A 17,973-nucleotide genomic window follows, 5' to 3' on the forward strand; every position below is an offset into this window, starting at 1 on the left:
GTCCCGGACCCCTCCCCGCCATCATCCGCTCCCCCTGGACGGGGGGATGAGGCGGGCCCCCTCGCCGTCGTCCGCTTCCCTGACCCGTGGGAGTCGCGAGACGGCGAGGGGCGGCCCCGCGTCGGGCTTACTTGTCCGTGCGGCTCGCCGCGATCTGGCGGGACATGATCGTCGTCAGCTCGTACGCCGTGTGGGAGGCGGCGACCGCCGTGATCTCGGCGTGGTCGTAGGCCGGGGCGACCTCGACGACGTCGGCGGAGACCAGGTTGCAGGAGGACAGGCCGCGGAGGATCTCCAGGAGCTCGCGGGAGGTCATGCCGCCCGCCTCCGGGGTGCCCGTGCCCGGCGCGTGGGCGGGGTCGAGGCAGTCGATGTCGATGGAGATGTACAGCGGGCGGTCGCCGATGCGCTGGCGCAGCTGGTCGGCGACCTCGTCGGCGCCCCGGCGGTAGATGTCGGCCGAGGTGACGATGCCGAAGCCCATCTTCTCGTCGTCCGTCAGGTCCTGCTTGCCGTACAGCGGGCCGCGGGTGCCGACGTGGGAGAGGGCCTCGGTGTCGAGGATGCCCTCCTCGACGGCGCGGCGGAACGGGGTGCCGTGGGTGTACTCGGCGCCGAAGTAGGTGTCCCAGGTGTCGAGGTGCGCGTCGAAGTGGAGCAGGGCGACCGGGCCGTGCTTCTTGGCGACGGAGCGGAGCAGCGGCAGGGCGATGGTGTGGTCGCCGCCCAGGGTCATCATGCGGGCGCCGGTGCCGAGGATGTCGTCGGCGGCGGCCTCGATCGTCTCGACGGCCTCGTTGATGTTGAACGGGTTCGCCGCGATGTCACCCGCGTCCGCGACCTGCGCGAGCGCGAACGGCGAGGCGTCCTGCGCCGGGTTGTACGGGCGGAGCAGGCGCGAGGCCTCGCGGATGGCGTTGCCGCCGAAGCGGGCGCCCGGGCGGTAGGAGACGCCGCTGTCGAAGGGGACGCCGACCACGGCGACGTCGGCGGTGCCGACCTCGTCGAGTCGCGGCAGCCGGGCGAACGTCGCGGGACCGGCGTACCGCGGGATGCGGGACGAGTCGATCGGGCCGCGCGGCGTGTTCTGGTCGCTGCTGCTCATGGTCGGGTCCTCCTGGGGATGTCGGTGGGGTCCGGATCGACGGTAAGTGGCCCGAAAGCGACATTGAAGTGTACGTTTCCTCCACTGTACGGGCGGTCGATGGAGGAAGGGTCCACAGTCGTGTCGGACGTGAGTGCCGTGCCCCCGCCGGAGCCCTCCCCGCATCCCGCGCCGCCGGTCCCGCTCGCCTCGCTGCTCGCCCGCGCGGAGCTCGGCCTGCGCCTGCGCGCCGGTTCGCCCGAGGTCTCGCTGCACTGGGTGCACACCTCCGAGATGGCCGACCCCTATCCGTACCTCCTCGGCGGCGAGCTCCTGCTGACGGCGGGCGTCCAGCTGACCGATCCGGCGCGGTACGTCGAGCGGGTCGTGGAGGCGGGCGCGGCGGCGCTCGGCTTCGGCGTCACGCCGGTGTACGACACGGTGCCGCCCGCGCTGGTGGAGGCGTGCGCCGCGCAGGGGCTGCCGCTGATCGAGGTGCCGCCGCGGACGCCGTTCACGGCGGTGGCCCGGGCGCTGTGGCGGCTGATGGCGGAGGCCCGGCTGCACGAACTGCGCCGGGTCAGCGAGGCCCAGCAGTCCCTCGCGACGGCCGCCGCCCGCCCGGCGCCGGTGCCCGCCGTCCTCGGCGCCCTCGCCTCCCGCCTCGGCGGACGGGCCGTCCTGTTCGGCCCGAACGGTACGGAGTCGGCGGTGGCCGGCCGCGAGATCCCGCCGGAGGCCGGCCGGGCGCTCGCCGATCTGGCGCGCGTCCTCGGACCCCGGCCCGGCGGACCCGCCTCCGCGAGCGGCGAGGGCGGCGGGCTCCGGCTCGCCGCGTACGCGCTGGGCGGCGGCGAGGGGCTGACCCTGGGAGTGGCCGCGGAACGGCGCGCGCCGGGCGACCACACCATCGCGGGCGTCGCCGTCGTCCTGCTGTCCCTGCTCACGGCCCCGCACCGCGCCGCCGGCGTCACCGCCCGCGACACGGCCCTGGTCCGTCTCCTGCTCGGCGCCACCCCCGTGGACGCCGCCCAGGCCCTCGGCCCCGGCCCCTGGACCGTGGTGCACGCCTCCGGCGGCGACGGCACGCCCTTCGCGGCGTCGGCCCTGGCGGCGGCACTGGGCACGCCGCTGCTCGACGCGGGCCGGGCCGACGGGTCGAGCGGGGCCGTGGGTGACGCACCGCCCGGGGCCGGGGGCGACGCCGCCGGGAGCCGTGCGGCCGGAGACGTACGGTCCGGGGCCGGGGGCGACGCCGCCGGGAGCCGTGCGGTCGGAGACGTACGGTCCGGGGCCGTACCGTCCCGGGGCGGCCGGCCGCCGGCCGTGCGGCTGCTGCTGCCCGCTTCCTCCGCCGTCACCGCCCAGCCCGGCTGGATCCTCGGCGTGAGCGCGCCCGCCGAGGCCGGCGCGCTCGCCGCCGCCGACGCCGAGGCCGCCCGCGCCCTGCGCCGGGCCGAGGCGACCCGGACGCCGCTCGTACGGCACCGGGCCGCCGGGTTCGCGGGCCTCGTCGACCCGGACGAGGCGGCGGCCCACGCCCGTACCCTCCTCGCCCCGCTCTCCCCCGTGCTGGCCGACACCCTGCGCACCTGGCTGTCGCTGCACGGCAGCTGGGACCGGACGGCGGTCGCGATGGACATCCACCGCAACACCGTCCGCCAGCGCATCGCCCGCGCCGCGACGCTCCTCGACCGGGACCTGGACGACCCGGACGTCCGGATGGAGCTGTGGTTCGCGCTCAGGTCCGGCTGACCGCCGGTCAGTAGAGCTTGTTGACCGCGGTCTTCGTCGTGGTGCGGAACGCGGTCAGCGGAGCGTCCTTGAGGTCGCCCATCTGGCCCCAGCGGACGAGGGTGACGGTGCGGCCGTCGCGGCCGACGGAGAAGAGGTGGATGTCGGTGCTGCCGATCTGCGGCTCGGCGGTGTCCAGGCTGTAGACCCAGGCGCCCTCCTCGACGGCGAGCTTGCCGTGGTACGCGCTGACGGCCTTCAGGCCCGGGTTCTGCCGCTCCAGCTGCGCGCCGCAGCCGGCCAGGGACTTGCGGAGGGCGTCGACCAGCTTCACGGCGTCGGCCTCGGTGCGGGCGACGTTGGTGACCTGGACGGCGTTGGTCTCGAGCTCGGTGCGGAACTCGCGGTAGCGGCTGTTCTGCGCCGGGATCTTGTACGAGGCGCAGAGGACGCCGCCGTTCTCCGGGACGCCGGTGAATATCCGGGTGGCGGTCCACGGCGTCGACGACGCCGGCATCTGGGAGGCCGCGAGGAACGCGGGCTGGGCGGCGGCCTGCGCCGGGGCCGTCGCGAGGGCCGCGAGCCCGAGGGCGGCAGCGGCGGCGGTGGCCAGTGCGGTACGGAACGTGTTCATGGTGGTGGATCCCCCGTCGGTTCGTTCGGTCGGTGCTCCACCAGCCTCGGGCCGGCGCCCGCCGTCTCGCAACGGTGACGCGCCCGCCGTCCGTCCCGGAACCATTCCACCCCCGCTGACGTGCAAGAACGTGAAGGGTGAGACGCAGGGTCGAGGGGGATGGAATGCCGAAGGACGCCGCCGTCGAGGAGTTCGCGCGGCTCGTGAGCGCGCTGAAGGCGCGGCACGGGAGGAGTTACGAGGCGCTGGGCCGGCGCCTCAACGTCAGCGCGTCCACCCTCCACCGGTACTGCTCCGGGGCGACCGTGCCGGAGGGCTTCGCGATCGTCGACCGCCTGGCCGTCCTGTGCGGCGCCGACGAGGAGGAACGCCGTGCCCTGGAGGCGGCCTGGCAGCGCGCCGACCGCGCCCGCCGCCCGGCGGCACAGACCGCGCCGGCGCCGGCTGCCACGCCGACACCCCCTGCAGTGTCGGCCCCGGACGCGACCGCGGGACCGGCTGCCGCCCCGGCCGTAGACGCCGCCCCGCGCCCGACGGCGGCCCCGGTCGCGGCCCCGGACCCGTCCGTGAACCCTGCTTCCGCGGGCCCTGCTGTCGCCCTCCCCCGCCCCCTCCCCGCCACAGGCACCGCCCTCGACGACGAGCGCCCCGTCGACACCGGCCTCGGCCCCGCCGGCACCGGCCTCGGCCCCGTCGACACCGACATCAGCCCCGTCGTCCCCGTCACCCGTACCGGAGCCGCCCCCGCCCGCCCCCGCCGGCGCCCTCTCCTCGTCGTCGGTGCCGCCGCCGCCGTCGCCGCCCTCGGGCTCGGGCTCGGGGCGCTGCTGCTCCCGACGCCGGGCCCCGGTACCGGTGCGCCCACCACGCCGCCGGCGGCGTCGAGCAGCGCCGGCCCCGCCCCGCTCACGGTCTCGGCCGTCTCCGACGTCCCGCAGGGCGGTTGCGGCGGCACCTACCTCGTCGACCGCGCCCCGCAGCGGATGCCCGCGCCGCCCGACGCCTCCGACGTCTCCGGGGCCGCCGGGTGGGTGCGGGCGCAGGGGGCCGTGCCCGCCGGCGAGACGCCGGTGCGGGTCACGGTGCAGGGGCGGTCGGGGGCCGCCGTCGTGCTGCGGGGGCTGCACGTGCGGGTGGTGGAACGCGGCGAGCCGCTGCCGTGGCGCGCGTACCGGTCGTCCCCGGGCTGCGGCGGGGCCCTCACCCCGCGCCATTTCGCCGTCGACCTCGACCGGCCGCGTCCGCTCGCCCGGCCGGTCGACGGCTACGACGCCTCCGGGGAGGGCCGGTCGATCCCGGCCGTCGCCTTCCCCTACAAGGTCACCGTCTCGGAACCCGAGGAACTGCTCGTCTCGGCGCGGACGGCGGGCTGCGACTGCCGGTGGTACCTGGAGCTGGAGTGGAGTTCGGAGGGGCGGTCGGGGACCGTGCGGATCACGGACGAGGGCGGGCGGCCGTTCCGTACCAGCGGGGCCGCGGGCAGGCCCACGTACGAGTACGACGGCGAGAGTCGGCGCTGGATCACATCGGAGGACTCTGGACAGAGCGGGTGACTGCTGGGTAACTTCGAGGAAAAGAAGGCTGAGCAAGCGCTTAGACAGCATCCACGATGCATCTGAGCGCCGGGCGGCGGCCGGATACCAGGACAGGACCCGAAGGAGGCGGCTCGTGCGCCGTACCGTATTCAACGAGGACCACGAGGCGTTCCGGGAGACCATCCGCGCCTTCATCGAGGCCGAGGTCGTCCCGGTCTACGACGAGTGGTTCGCCGCCGGTCAGGCGCCGCGCGACTTCTACCACAAGCTCGGTGAGCTGGGCATCTTCGGCATCAACGTGCCGGAGGAGTTCGGCGGCGCCGGCCTGGACACCCACAAGTTCGAGGCCGTCCTCTACGAGGAGACCTCCCGCGCCGGCGTGCAGTTCGGCGGCTCCGGCGTGCACGTCCTGCTCGCCCTGCCGTACATCAAGATGCTCGCCTCCGACGAGCAGAAGAAGCGCTACCTCCCGAAGTTCGTCTCCGGCGAGGAGATGTGGGCCCTCGCGATGACCGAGCCGGGCACCGGCTCCGACGTCGCGGGCATGAAGACCACCGCCAAGCTCTCCGAGGACGGCACCCACTACGTCCTCAACGGCGCCAAGACCTTCATCACCGGCGGTGTCCACGCCGACCGCGTGATCGTCTGCGCCCGCACCTCCGCCCCGTCGGCCGAGGACCGCCGCTTCGGCATCTCCCTCTTCGCCGTCGACACCAAGTCCGAGGGATACTCCATCGGCCGCAAGCTGGACAAGCTGGGCCTGCGCACCTCCGACACCGCCGAGCTCGCGTTCGTCGACGTCAAGGTGCCGGTCGAGGACCTGCTCGGCGAGGAGGGCAAGGGCTTCTACTACCTCGGCCACAACCTCGCCTCCGAGCGCTGGGGCATCGCCTTCGGCGCGTACGCGCAGGCCAAGGCCGCCGTCCGGTTCGCGCAGCAGTACGTCACGGACCGCACGGTCTTCGGCAAGCCGGTCGCGCACTTCCAGAACACCAAGTTCGAGCTGGCCGCCTGCCAGGCCGAGGTCGACGCCGCCGAGGCCGTCGCCGACCGCGCCCTGGAAGCCCTGGACGCGGGCGAGCTGACCCCGGCCGAGGCCGCCTCCGCCAAGCTCTTCTGCACCGAGGTCGCGCACCGCGTCATCGACCGCTGCCTCCAGCTGCACGGCGGCTACGGCTACATGAACGAGTACCCGATCGCCCGCCTGTACGCGGACAACCGCGTCAACCGCATCTACGGCGGCACCAGCGAGATCATGAAGTCGATCATCGCCAAGTCGATGGGCCTGTAAGTGCCCGACGCGCACCATTCGGCACTGGATGACCTGCTCGATCTGCTCGATCTGGAGCGGATCGAGCAGGACATCTTCCGCGGCGAGTCCCGCCCGTCGATCGTCCCCCGCGTCTTCGGCGGCCAGGTGGCCGCCCAGGCGCTGGTGGCGGCGGGCCGGACCGTCCCCGACGACCGCCCCGCCCACTCGCTGCACGCCTACTTCCTGCGGGCCGGCGACCCGGGCGCGCCGATCGTCTACAACGTGGACCGCATCCGCGACGGCCGCTCCTTCACCACCCGCCGGGTCGTGGCGGTCCAGCACGGCCAGCCGATCTTCCACCTCTCGGCGTCCTTCCAGGCGTACGAGGACGGCCTGGACCACCAGGACGCCATGCCGGCCGCGCCGGACCCGGAGTCGCTGGAGACACCGGCCGAGATGCTGCCCCGCCACCTCCCCCGCGAGGTCGCGGACCGGCTGATCGAGGCGCGGGCCGCGGTCGACCTGCGCTACGCCGAGACGCCCCCGTGGGGAACCGTCGGGCAGCCGCGCGAGCCGCGCTCCCAGGTCTGGTTCCGGACGAACGGCAAGCTGGCCGACGACCCGCTGCTGCACGTCGTCCTGGCCACGTACGTCTCCGACATGACGCTGCTCGACTCGATCCTCCTCGCCCACGGGCGCGGCGGCTGGGCCGTCGGCGACGTCGTGGGGGCCTCCCTCGACCACGCCATGTGGTTCCACCGCCCCTTCCGGGCGGACGAGTGGCTGCTGTACGACCAGGAGTCGCCGACCGCGTCCGGCGGGCGTGGACTGGGGCAGGCCCGCATCTACACGCAGGACGGCAGGCTCGCGATCTCCGTCATCCAGGAGGGCGTGGTCCGCGTCCCGCGGGCCTGAGCGAGCGCGCCGTTCCTCACCGGCCGCTGCCCCGCGCCTTGCCGCCGGGCAGCGGCTGTTCCGCCCAGATGATCTTGCCGCCGTCGGCGGTGTAGCGGGTCCCCCAGCGCTCGGCGAGCTGGGCCACCAGGAACAGGCCGCGGCCGCCCTCGTCCGAGAGGGCCGCCCGCCGCAGGTGCGGGGCGGTGCTGCTGCCGTCGGAGACCTCGCAGATCAGCGCCCGGTCGCGGATCAGCCGTACCCGGACCGGGTCGACGCCGTAGCGGATGGCGTTCGTGACCAGCTCGCTGAGGATCAGCTCGGTGGTGAACACCTCTTCCTCCAGGCCCCACTCCTCCAGTGTCCGGGTGGCCGCGGCGCGCACCGGCGCCACGGCGGACGGATCGGAGGGCACCTCCCAGGCGGCGGTGCGGTGGGCGTCGAGGACGCGGGTCCGGGCGACGAGCACGGCGACGTCGTCGCCCGGGTGCCGGGGCAGTACGGACTCCAGGACGGCGCGGCAGATCTCCTCCGGGGTGCGGCCGGCCCGGGCGACGGTGCGGCGCAGCAGGTCGAGGCCCTCGTCGATGTCGTGGCCGCGAGCCTCGACGAGGCCGTCGGTGTAGAGCACCAGGGTGCTGCCCTCGGCGAGTTCCAGCTCGGCCGTCTCGAAGGGCAGCCCGCCCAGGCCGAGCGGCGGTCCGCCGGGGACGTGGGGGAACTCGGCGGTGCCGTCGGGGCCGACGAGAACGGGGCCGAGGTGCCCGGCGCGGGCCAGGGTGCAGATCCGTGACGTCGGGTCGTAGATCGCGTAGAGGCAGGTGGCGCCGGTGACCGGCACGACCGTGTCGGCGTCGTCTCCGGCCTCCTCGTCCTGGTCGATGCGGGTGACCAGCTCGTCCAGGTGCCACAGCAGCTCGTCCGGTGGCAGGTCCAGGTTGGAGAAGTTGTGGACGGCGGTCCGCAGCCGTCCCATGGTGGCGGCGGCGTGCAGGCCGTGCCCGACGACGTCGCCCACGACGAGCGCCACCCGGGCGCCGGGCAGCGGGATGACGTCGAACCAGTCGCCTCCGACGCCGCCCACCCCGCCGGCTCCGGCGTGCGCCGGCAGATAGCGATGGGCGACCTCCACGGCGGTCTGCTCGGGCAGGGCACGGGGCAGCAGGCTGCGCTGCAGGGTGACCGCCATGGTGTGCTCGCGGGTGTAGCGGCGGGCATTGTCGATGCTGACGGCGGCGCGGGCGACCAGCTCCTCGGCCAGGGAGCAGTCGTCCTGCTCGAAGGGCTCGGGCTGCTCCGCGCGCCAGAACGTCGCCACGCCCAGGACGACGCCCCGGGCCCGCAGCGGGGCCGCGATCATCGAGTGGATGCCGTGCGCGAGGAGCCGCCGGGCCCTGTCCGGGTCCTGGTGCTGCCACCCGGAGAGCGCGCCCATGTCCGCCTCCATGACGACCTTTCCGGAGCCGAAGCCCGTCGCCTGGGGCGTGGACGAGACGAAGCTGATCAGCTTGCCGACCGAATAGAGCGGGCTGTCTTCGCGGACGCCCCGGTACGCCACCCGGCGCATGTCGGCGTCCCCGCCCGTGGGCTCGTCCCCGCCGATGACGGGATCGGCGAGGTCGACGGTGACGTAGTCGGCGAAGCGGGGGACGGCGAATTCGGCCAGTTCCTCGGCGGTCCGCACCACGTCGAGCGTGGTGCCGATCCGTACGCCGGCGTCGTACAGCAGCCGCAGCCGTTCCCGTGCGATGTCCGCACGGCCGGCGAGCGCCCGCAGTTCGGTGGTGTCCCGCAGGGTGACGACGGTGCCGGAGGGGCCGCCGTTCCGGTCGGTGGGGCGCTGGTTGACCGCGAGCAGCCGGTCGCCGGCCACGTGCACCTCGTCGGCGGCGGTCCGTCCGGAGTCGAGCAGCAGGGTCATGTCCGGGTCGACGCCCAGTTCCCGCGCCGTGCGCCCCTGGGTGTCGGCGGGCAGGTCGAGCAGCCGGCGGGCCTCGTCGTTGGCGAGGACGAGCCGGCGGTCGCCGTCGAGGATGAGCACGCCCTCGCGTACGGCGTGCAGCACCGCGTCGTGGTGCTCGTACATCCGTGTGATCTCGGCGGGTCCCAGACCGTGGGTCTGGCGCATGAGCCGTCGGCTGACCAGGGCGGTTCCGCCGGCGGTGAGCGCGAGGGTGCCGGCCGCGGTCCCGAACAGCAGGGGCAGCTGGTCCTCGGCGGCCCCGCTGACCTCGTCGACCGTGACGCCGGCGGCGACCAGGGCGATCACGTCGCCGTCCTCGCCGACGACGGGCACGACGGCCCGGATGGACGGGCCGAGGGTGCCGGTGACGGTCTCCCGGACGACGCCGCCGGCGACGGCGGGGCCGATGGTGCCGATGTAGTTGCGCCCTATCTGGTCCGGGTTGGGATGGGTGTAGCGCACACCTTCGGGCGTCATGACCACGATGAACGACACCTCGGAGAGGTTCCTGGCCCGCTCGGCCCTGGGCTGCAGCACCTTGGAGGGATCGGGCGAGGCGAGGGCCTCCTCGATGCCGGGCGCGCTCGCGAAGGCCTGCGCGACGGCGAGGGAGCGGCTGCGTGCCTCCCGCTCGCTGTCGCTGCGGGACTGCAGGACGAGCGCCACCATGGCCGCGACGACGAGGAGCACCACGATCGCCACCTGCAGGAGGAAGACCTGCCGGGCGACGGTGCGCGCGCTCAGCATCGAGCGCAGGCGGCCGGTTCCAGCCATGCCTCCAGTTCTAGCACCGAGGGTGAAGTTCGCACCCCCGCGCGCCCCGGCATCGCGCCCGCCGCGCCCCGGCGCCCCGCCGCGCCCGCCGCGCCCCGGCACCGCGTCCGCCCGTCCTCAGTCCAGCAGGCCCGCCGCGTCCAGGACGTACGCGGTCAGCGGCTCGTAGGAGCGCGGGTCCACCACGTGGTCGTCCAGCGGGACGGTGACCTGCATCGTGCCCTCGGCCTCCGCCAGGAACAGCGCGGGGTCGTTGCAGTCCGCGTAGCCCACGGAGTCCACACCGCGCTGGGCCGCGCGTCCCGCCCACCCGTGGTCGGCGACCACGAGGTCCGGCGCGGGCTCGCCCAGCGCCGCGAGGCCGTCGAGGATGGCGTTCATGGGCTCCGGGGAGTGGGTGTGCCAGAGCGAGGCACCGCGCTCGAAGACGGCGACGTCGGAGAACTGCACCACGTAGCCCTCGTCCGCGGTCAGCCCGCCGGGGATCCGCACGATGTCGCAGCCGCGCGTCCGCAGCGCGGCGGCGACCCGGCCGTGGGCGTCGATCAGGGAGCCCGGGTGGCCGGTCGCGAACAGCACGCGCTCCTGCGCGGCGGCGGCCTTCGCGAGCCGGGCGGCCATCCGGTCGAGGGCGGCGACGGTCAGCTCGGGGTCGATGGTGTCCTGTCCGGTCCGGTGCGCCGGGTCGTCGACGACGCCGCACCGCTCGGCCATCACGGCGAGCACGTCCTGCTCGTCGCTCCACCGGTCGCCGAACTCGAGGCCGAACCAGTAGTGCCGGTCGCCGTTGGCGAGCTTGCGGTAGTGGCTGAGGTTGTTGTCACGCGGGGTGGCGACGTCTCCGGCGATACGGGTCCGGACGAGGTGCTCGACGAGGTCGGCGCGGCTGAGTATCGGCATGGGCCCCATTCTGCCGGGCCCACGCGCTCAGCGGCGCACCGTTTCGCCCGGACCCGCGCGGCGCGGGTCCGCCCGGCCCTGCCCGCACGAACCGGTGCCCGGCACGAACCGGTGCCCGCACGGCGCCCGGCCGGCGCCGCCCGTCAGTCGCCCAGCGCCCCGAAGGCGCCGTCCGCCAGGCCGCGCAGCAGGCGTTCCATGCCCGTGCGGTCCAGGGGGGCGCCGCCCAGGTGGGGGGTGGAGTTGAGGAGGCCGAAGACGGCGTGGACGGCGGCGCGGGCCTCGGGTTCGCCCGCGCGCGGGTACAGCTCGCGCACGACCGTGACCCACAGCTCCACGTACTGCCGCTGGAGCTGGCGCACCCGCTTGCGGTCCTCGTCCTTGAGGCGGTCGAGCTCGCGGTCGTGGAGGGTGATGAGGGGCCGGTCGTCGAGGGCGAAGTCGATGTGGCCGTCGATGAGGGAGCCGAGGACGGCGCGCGGGTCGCCGTCCGACTCGGCCACCCGCAGGCGGCCGCCGTCGAGCAGCCGCTCGCTGATGCCGACGAGCAGTTCCGCGAGCATCGCGTCCTTGCCGGGGAAGTGGCGGTAGAGCCCGGGGCCGCTGATGCCGACGGCGGCTCCTATCTCGTCCACGCCCACCCCGTGGAAGCCGCGCTCGGCGAAGAGGCGGGCGGCCTCCTTCAGGATCTGCTCGCGCCGCGTCGGGGCGTCGGTCCGCGTGGGGCTCGTGGTCATGGATTCGATTCTAGACAACCCCGTTAGCGGTCGTTAACCTGGAGGGCATACGTTAACGGTCATTAACAGCACTCCTGAGCGAGTGGACCGACCGAGCAAGGGAGCTCGACGGATGCAGCAGGCACCTGTGCTGACGAGCGCGGCCGATCCCGCGTCGGCGGCCTGGCAGGCCAACGAGGCGGCTCACCACGAGCTGGCCGCCACCCTGCGGGCCAAGCTCGCCGCGGCCGCCCTCGGCGGCGGCGCGAAGGCCCGCGCCCGGCACACCGCGCGCGGCAAGCTGCTGCCGCGCGACCGCGTGGACACCCTCCTGGACCCGGGCTCGCCCTTCCTGGAGCTGGCCCCGCTCGCCGCGAACGGGATGTACGGGGACGCGGCGCCGGCCGCGGGCGTGATCGCGGGCATCGGGCGGGTCTCGGGCCGCGAGTGCGTGATCGTCGCCAACGACGCGACGGTCAAGGGCGGCACGTACTACCCGATGACGGTGAAGAAGCACCTCCGCGCGCAGGAGGTGGCGCTGGAGAACCGTCTCCCCTGCCTCTACCTGGTCGACTCGGGCGGCGCCTTCCTGCCCATGCAGGACGAGGTGTTCCCGGACCGCGAGCACTTCGGGCGGATCTTCTACAACCAGGCCCGGATGTCCGGCGCCGGCATCCCGCAGATCGCCGCGGTCATGGGCTCCTGCACGGCCGGCGGCGCGTACGTCCCCGCGATGAGCGACGAGGCCGTGATCGTGCGCGAGCAGGGCACGATCTTCCTGGGCGGCCCGCCGCTCGTGAAGGCCGCGACCGGCGAGGTCGTCACGGCCGAGGAGCTCGGCGGCGGCGAGGTCCACTCCCGGATCTCCGGCGTCACCGACCACCTGGCCGAGGACGACGCCCACGCGCTCCGCATCGTCCGCAACATCGTCGCCACCCTGCCCGAGCGCGGCCCGCTGCCCTGGAAGGTGGAGCCGTCCGAGGAGCCGAAGGTCGACCCGGCGGGTCTGTACGGCGCGGTGCCGGTGGACTCGCGCACGCCGTACGACGTGCGCGAGGTGATCGCGCGGGTCGTGGACGCCTCCCGCTTCCAGGAGTTCAAGGCCGAGTACGGGCAGACGCTGGTCACCGGCTTCGCCCGGATCCACGGCCACCCGGTCGGCATCGTCGCCAACAACGGCATCCTGTTCGCCGAGTCGGCCCAGAAGGGCGCGCACTTCATCGAGCTGTGCGACCAGCGCGGCATCCCGCTGGTGTTCCTGCAGAACATCACCGGCTTCATGGTCGGCAAGGCGTACGAGCACGGCGGCATCGCCAAGCACGGCGCCAAGATGGTGACGGCCGTGGCCACCACCCGGGTGCCGAAGCTGACCGTGGTCGTCGGCGGCTCGTACGGCGCGGGCAACTACTCGATGTGCGGCCGGGCGTACTCGCCGCGCTTCCTGTGGATGTGGCCCAACGCCAAGATCTCCGTCATGGGCGGCGAGCAGGCCGCCTCCGTCCTCGCCACGGTCAAGCGCGACCAGCTCGGCGACGCGTGGAGCGCCGAGGAGGAAGAGGCCTTCAAGGACCCGATCCGCGCGCAGTACGAGACGCAGGGCAACGCCTACTACGCGACGGCCCGGCTGTGGGACGACGGCGTCATCGACCCGATGGAGACCCGGCAGGTGCTGGGTCTCGCCCTGACCGCCTGCGCCAACGCGCCCCTGGGTGACCCCCAGTTCGGCGTCTTCCGGATGTGAGGGACACCCAGACGATGCAGCAGCACATGTTCGACACCGTCCTCGTCGCCAACCGCGGCGAGATCGCCGTCCGGGTCATCCGCACCCTGCGCGAGCTCGGCGTGCGTTCCGTCGCCGTGTACAGCGACGCGGACGCCGACGCCCGGCACGTACGGGAGGCGGACACGGCGGTACGGATCGGGCCCGCACCGGCCTCCGAGTCGTACCTCTCCGTCCCGGCCCTGCTCGACGCCGCCGCCCGCACCGGCGCACAGGCCGTCCACCCCGGCTACGGCTTCCTCGCGGAGAACGCCGCCTTCGCGCGGGCCTGCGAGGAGGCGGGCCTGGTCTTCATCGGCCCGTCCGCCGACGCCATCTCCCTGATGGGCGACAAGATCCGGGCCAAGGACACGGTCCGGAAGGCGGGCGTGCCGGTCGTCCCGGGCGCCGCCGACCCCGACATCGCCGACGCCGCCCGCGAGCTGGGCGCGCCCGTGCTGCTCAAGCCGAGCGCGGGCGGCGGCGGCAAGGGCATGCGCCTGGTGCGCGACCTCGCCGTCCTGGAGGAGGAGATCGCGGCGGCGCGGCGCGAGGCCCGGTCCTCGTTCGGCGACGACACCCTGCTCGTGGAGCGGTGGATCGACCGGCCCCGGCACATCGAGATCCAGGTCCTCGCCGACGCGCACGGCAACGTGGTGCACCTGGGCGAGCGCGAGTGCTCGCTGCAGCGCCGCCACCAGAAGATCATCGAGGAGGCGCCGAGCGTCCTGCTGACCCCGGAGATCCGGGCGGCGATGGGCGCGGCGGCGGTCGAGGCGGCGCGGTCCTGCGGCTATGTGGGCGCGGGCACGGTCGAGTTCATCGTGCCGGGCGGCGACCCGTCCTCGTACTACTTCATGGAGATGAACACCCGTCTCCAGGTCGAGCACCCGGTGACCGAGCTGATCACCGGACTCGACCTGGTCGAGTGGCAGCTGCGGGTGGCGGCCGGCGAGCCGCTGTCGTTCGGACAGGACGACGTCCGGCTGGACGGCTGGGCGATCGAGGCCCGGATCTGCGCCGAGGACCCCTCGCGCGGATTCCTGCCGTCCGGCGGCACGGTCCTCGCGCTGAACGAGCCGCAGGGCGACGGGGTCCGCACCGACTCGGGCCTCGCCGAGGGCACCGAGGTCTCGTCCCTCTACGACCCGATGCTGTCGAAGGTCATCGTCCACGCCAAGGACCGGCCCACCGCCCTGCGCAAGCTGCGCGCGGCCCTCGCCGACACGGTCACCCTGGGCGTGCCCACCAACGCGGGCTTCCTGCGCAGGCTGCTGGCCCACCCGGACGTCGTCTCCGGCGACCTGGACACCGGTCTGGTGGAGCGGGACGCGGAGAGCCTGGTGCCGCGGGGCGTGCCGGACGAGGTGTACGCGGCGGCCGCGGCGGTACGGCTCGACGCGCTGGCGCCGGAGGCCCGGGACGGCTGGACGGACCCGTTCTCGGTGCCGAGCGGCTGGCGCATGGGCGGCGCCCCGAAGCCGCTCGCCTTCCCGTTCCGCGTACCGGGACTCGAGCCCGTCACTCACTCGGCGCCGTCCGGCGGGCGGGTCGCGGAGCGGTCGGTGACCGTGACCGTGGACGGGCTCACCCACCACTTCCACCGCGCCGGCCACTGGCTGGGCCGCGACGGCGACTCCTGGCACGTGCTCGACCACGACCCGGTCGCCGCCGCGCTGTCCGGCGCCCGCCACGGCGGTGCCGACACGCTCGCCGCGCCGATGCCGGGCACCGTCACGGTCGTCAAGGTGGCGGTCGGCGAGGAGGTGGCGGCCGGCCAGAGCCTGCTGGTCGTGGAGGCGATGAAGATGGAGCACGTCATCTCCGCCCCGCACGCCGGCACCGTCACCGAGCTGGACGTCACGCCCGGCACGACCGTCGCCATGGACCAGGTCCTGGCCGTGGTGACGCCCCGCGAGACCGCCGAGGAGGACGCATGACCGCCGGTCTGCCGATGACCGTGCCCGCCGCCGGGCTGCCCGCCCGGGTCAGGATCCACGAGGTCGGGCCGCGCGACGGCCTGCAGAACGAGAAGACGGCCGTCCCGACGGACGTGAAGGCCGAGTTCGTGCGGCGGCTGGTCGCGGCCGGTCTGACGACCGTCGAGGCGACGAGCTTCGTGCACCCGAAGTGGGTGCCCCAGCTCGCCGACGCCGAGGAGCTGTTCCCGCGCGTCCGTGACCTGCCCGTGCGGCTGCCGGTGCTGGTGCCGAACGAGCGCGGCCTGGACCGGGCGCTGGCGCTCGGCGCCCGCGAGGTCGCCGTGTTCGCGTCGGCCACCGAGTCCTTCGCCAGGGCCAACCTCAACCGGACCGTCGACGAGGCGCTCGCGATGTTCGCGCCGACCGTCACCCGGGCCGTGGAGGCCGGTCTGAAGGTCCGCGGCTACCTCTCCATGTGCTTCGGCGACCCGTGGGAGGGCGCCGTCCCGGTCGAGCAGGTCGTCCGGGTCACCAAGGCCCTCGCCGACATGGGCTGCGACGAGCTGAGCCTCGGCGACACCATCGGCGTCGCCACGCCGGGCCACGTCAAGGCGCTGCTCGCGGCGCTGAACGAGGCCGGGGTGCCCACCTCCCGCCTCGCCGTGCACTTCCACGACACCTACGGGCAGGCCCTCGCCAACGCCTACGCGGCGCTGGAGCACGGGGTCACCGTCTTCGACGCCTCCGCCGGAGGCCTCGGCGGCTGCCCGTACGCGAAGTCCGCCACCGGCAACCTCGCCACCGAGGACCTGGTGTGGATGTTCCGCGGTCTCGGCATCGAGACCGGGGTCGATCTGGCCGCCCTCACCGACACCAGCGTGTGGATGGCCGACCAGCTGGGCCGACCGAGCCCGTCCCGTACCGTCCGCGCCCTCTCCCACAAGGAGTCCTGAGCATGTCCCTCGACCACCGGCTCTCCGAAGAGCACGAGGAACTCCGCCGTACCGTCGAGGAGTTCGCCCACGACGTCGTGGCGCCGAAGATCGGCGACTACTACGAGCGGCACGAGTTCCCGTACGAGATCGTCCGCGAGATGGGCCGCATGGGCCTGTTCGGCCTGCCGTTCCCCGAGGAGTACGGCGGCATGGGCGGCGACTACCTGGCGCTCGGCATCGCCCTGGAGGAGCTGGCCCGGGTCGACTCCTCGGTCGCCATCACCCTGGAGGCGGGCGTCTCGCTGGGCGCGATGCCGGTCTACCGCTTCGGCACGGAGGAGCAGAAGCGGGAGTGGCTGCCGAAGCTGTGCGCGGGCGAGATGCTCGGCGCGTTCGGCCTGACCGAGCCGGGCGCCGGCTCGGACGCGGGCGGCACCCGCACCACCGCCGTCCGGGACGGCGACCACTGGGTGATCAACGGCTCGAAGTGCTTCATCACCAACTCCGGTACGGACATCACGGGTCTGGTCACGGTCACCGCCGTCACCGGCCGCAAGGCGGACGGCAAGCCGCTGATCTCCTCGATCATCGTCCCGTCCGGCACGCCGGGCTTCACGGTCGCCGCCCCGTACTCGAAGGTCGGCTGGAACGCCTCGGACACCCGTGAGCTCTCCTTCGACGACGTCCGCGTCCCGGTGGAGAACCTCCTCGGCGAAGAGGGCCGCGGCTACGCCCAGTTCCTCCGCATCCTCGACGAGGGCCGGATCGCCATCGCGGCGCTCGCGACGGGTCTCGCGCAGGGCTGCGTCGACGAGTCCGTGAAGTACGCGAAGGAACGTCACGCCTTCGGCCGCCCGATCGCCGACAACCAGGCCATCCAGTTCAAGATCGCCGACATGGAGACGTGCGCCCACATGGCCCGCATCGGCTGGCGCGACGCGGCCTCGCGCCTGGTGATGGGCGAGCCCTTCAAGAAGGAGGCGGCGATCGCGAAGCTGTACTCCTCCACGGTCGCCGTCGACAACGCCCGCGAGGCCACCCAGATCCACGGCGGCTACGGCTTCATGAACGAGTATCCGGTGGCCCGCATGTGGCGCGACTCGAAGATCCTGGAGATCGGCGAGGGCACGAGCGAGGTCCAGCGCATGCTGATCGCCCGGGAGTTGGGCGTGACCGGCTGACCCCTGGTCGACGGTTGATGTGAATGCGGCCCGCCGAGTACGCCTCGGCGGGCCGTTCGCACGCCGTGGCGCATCAGGGTCCGATGCTGAGCCCGTCACCCACAAGTGGCATATTCACACAACGCGTCCATCCGGACACTCTGCGTGCGGTACGGTTCACACAAATCGGCCCCCGCGATGGCGGGAACCATCCGCGAGGGCCTAGACCACCAGTGGAAAGCGCTCCACCGTGATGTACCGGCACTTTATCGCGCCCTCGCGCGGCTTCACCCAGTTCTCCCACGAGCTCATCCGGCACCCACGCCTCAGCTCCGACGCCGTACGCCTCCTGGCCTGGCAGCTTTCCCTTCCCGACGGCGCCCGCGAATCACTCTCCCGAACGGCTGAACGTGCCCGGATCGGGGCATGCGCCTTCACCCGCGCGAAGCGGCAGCTCAAGGAGGAAGGGTTCGTCCACGAGCGGCGGGTCCAAGGACCCGGTGGACGGTGGGTGACCCAACAGCTGGTCTCCAACCGGCCGTTGAGCGCGGGCGAAGCCGCCAAGCTGCTCGGGCGGACACCCGCCCCCGTCACCCCCTCACCGAGTCCCGCGAATCCGGCCGCCGGTGAGCCGACACCCCCGCCCGCCGACGGTCATCCAAGGCAAGACCCCGGCGAAGACACCTCCAACCGTCCGCCCGAGCCGGATCG

General features: G+C 73.7%; 13 protein-coding genes. 8 read left to right on the forward strand and 5 right to left on the reverse strand.

Features of this window, described 5'->3' with window-relative positions; all coding sequences use genetic code 11:
• Window positions 1-127 precede the first annotated feature (127 nt).
• Window positions 128-1,105, reverse strand: a complete 978-nt coding sequence (gene speB, locus ESG85_RS13980; RefSeq protein ID WP_128979055.1) for an agmatinase — start codon at window positions 1,103-1,105, stop codon at window positions 128-130.
• Window positions 1,106-1,204: 99 nt separating this feature from the next.
• On the opposite strand from speB, the gene ESG85_RS13985 reads away from it, so the two are divergent.
• Window positions 1,205-2,839: a PucR family transcriptional regulator gene (locus ESG85_RS13985; protein ID WP_128979057.1), complete on the forward strand. Its 1,635-nt coding sequence runs from the start codon at window positions 1,205-1,207 to the stop codon at window positions 2,837-2,839.
• Between the two features lie 7 nt (window positions 2,840-2,846).
• On the opposite strand, the gene ESG85_RS13990 is transcribed toward ESG85_RS13985, so the two are convergent.
• A complete protein-coding gene (locus tag ESG85_RS13990) occupies window positions 2,847-3,452 on the reverse strand; it encodes a hypothetical protein (protein WP_128979059.1) in 606 nt (201 codons plus the stop codon).
• Window positions 3,453-3,616: 164 nt separating this feature from the next.
• Between ESG85_RS13990 and ESG85_RS13995 the strand changes: the two genes are divergently transcribed.
• The 3 genes from ESG85_RS13995 to ESG85_RS14005 all read left to right on the forward strand — a co-directional run bounded on the left by ESG85_RS13995 (window position 3,617) and on the right by ESG85_RS14005 (window position 7,154).
• Window positions 3,617-5,005, forward strand: a complete 1,389-nt coding sequence (locus ESG85_RS13995; protein ID WP_128979061.1) for a helix-turn-helix domain-containing protein — start codon at window positions 3,617-3,619, stop codon at window positions 5,003-5,005.
• Window positions 5,006-5,120: 115 nt separating this feature from the next.
• Window positions 5,121-6,278, forward strand: a complete 1,158-nt coding sequence (locus tag ESG85_RS14000) for an acyl-CoA dehydrogenase family protein (RefSeq protein ID WP_128979063.1) — start codon at window positions 5,121-5,123, stop codon at window positions 6,276-6,278.
• Window positions 6,279-7,154 carry an acyl-CoA thioesterase gene (locus ESG85_RS14005; protein ID WP_128979065.1) on the forward strand — a complete coding sequence of 292 codons (876 nt, stop codon included), beginning with the start codon at window positions 6,279-6,281 and terminating at the stop codon, window positions 7,152-7,154. It begins immediately after the preceding gene.
• 16 nt (window positions 7,155-7,170) lie between these two features.
• On the opposite strand, the gene ESG85_RS14010 is transcribed toward ESG85_RS14005, so the two are convergent.
• From ESG85_RS14010 to ESG85_RS14020, 3 genes are all read right to left on the reverse strand, one after another.
• Window positions 7,171-9,870, reverse strand: coding sequence for a SpoIIE family protein phosphatase (locus ESG85_RS14010; RefSeq protein WP_128979067.1), 2,700 nt, complete (start codon window positions 9,868-9,870; stop codon window positions 7,171-7,173).
• A gap of 117 nt (window positions 9,871-9,987) precedes the next feature.
• Window positions 9,988-10,770, reverse strand: coding sequence for a phosphatase (locus tag ESG85_RS14015; RefSeq protein ID WP_128979069.1), 783 nt, complete (start codon window positions 10,768-10,770; stop codon window positions 9,988-9,990).
• Window positions 10,771-10,913: 143 nt separating this feature from the next.
• Window positions 10,914-11,507, reverse strand: coding sequence for an SACE_7040 family transcriptional regulator (locus tag ESG85_RS14020; RefSeq protein ID WP_128979071.1), 594 nt, complete (start codon window positions 11,505-11,507; stop codon window positions 10,914-10,916).
• Between the two features lie 112 nt (window positions 11,508-11,619).
• Between ESG85_RS14020 and ESG85_RS14025 the strand changes: the two genes are divergently transcribed.
• Genes ESG85_RS14025 through ESG85_RS14040 form a run of 4 tightly spaced genes read left to right on the forward strand, consistent with a single transcriptional unit; the run spans window position 11,620 to window position 17,283 of the window.
• Entirely contained in the window at window positions 11,620-13,227 is a 1,608-nt protein-coding gene (locus ESG85_RS14025; RefSeq protein WP_128979073.1) for a carboxyl transferase domain-containing protein, read from the forward strand.
• A 26-nt stretch (window positions 13,228-13,253) separates the two neighbouring features.
• Window positions 13,254-15,185 carry an acetyl-CoA carboxylase biotin carboxylase subunit gene (locus ESG85_RS14030; protein WP_128979174.1) on the forward strand — a complete coding sequence of 644 codons (1,932 nt, stop codon included), beginning with the start codon at window positions 13,254-13,256 and terminating at the stop codon, window positions 15,183-15,185.
• Entirely contained in the window at window positions 15,182-16,120 is a 939-nt protein-coding gene (locus tag ESG85_RS14035) for a hydroxymethylglutaryl-CoA lyase (RefSeq protein ID WP_128979075.1), read from the forward strand. The genes ESG85_RS14030 and ESG85_RS14035 overlap by 4 nt, the downstream gene beginning before the upstream one ends.
• Window positions 16,121-16,122: 2 nt before the next feature.
• Entirely contained in the window at window positions 16,123-17,283 is a 1,161-nt protein-coding gene (locus ESG85_RS14040) for an acyl-CoA dehydrogenase family protein (RefSeq protein WP_128979077.1), read from the forward strand.
• Window positions 17,284-17,973: the final 690 nt, after the last annotated feature.

This window comes from Streptomyces roseicoloratus (genome assembly GCF_004117935.1).
Lineage (GTDB): Bacteria > Actinomycetota > Actinomycetes > Streptomycetales > Streptomycetaceae > Streptomyces > Streptomyces roseicoloratus.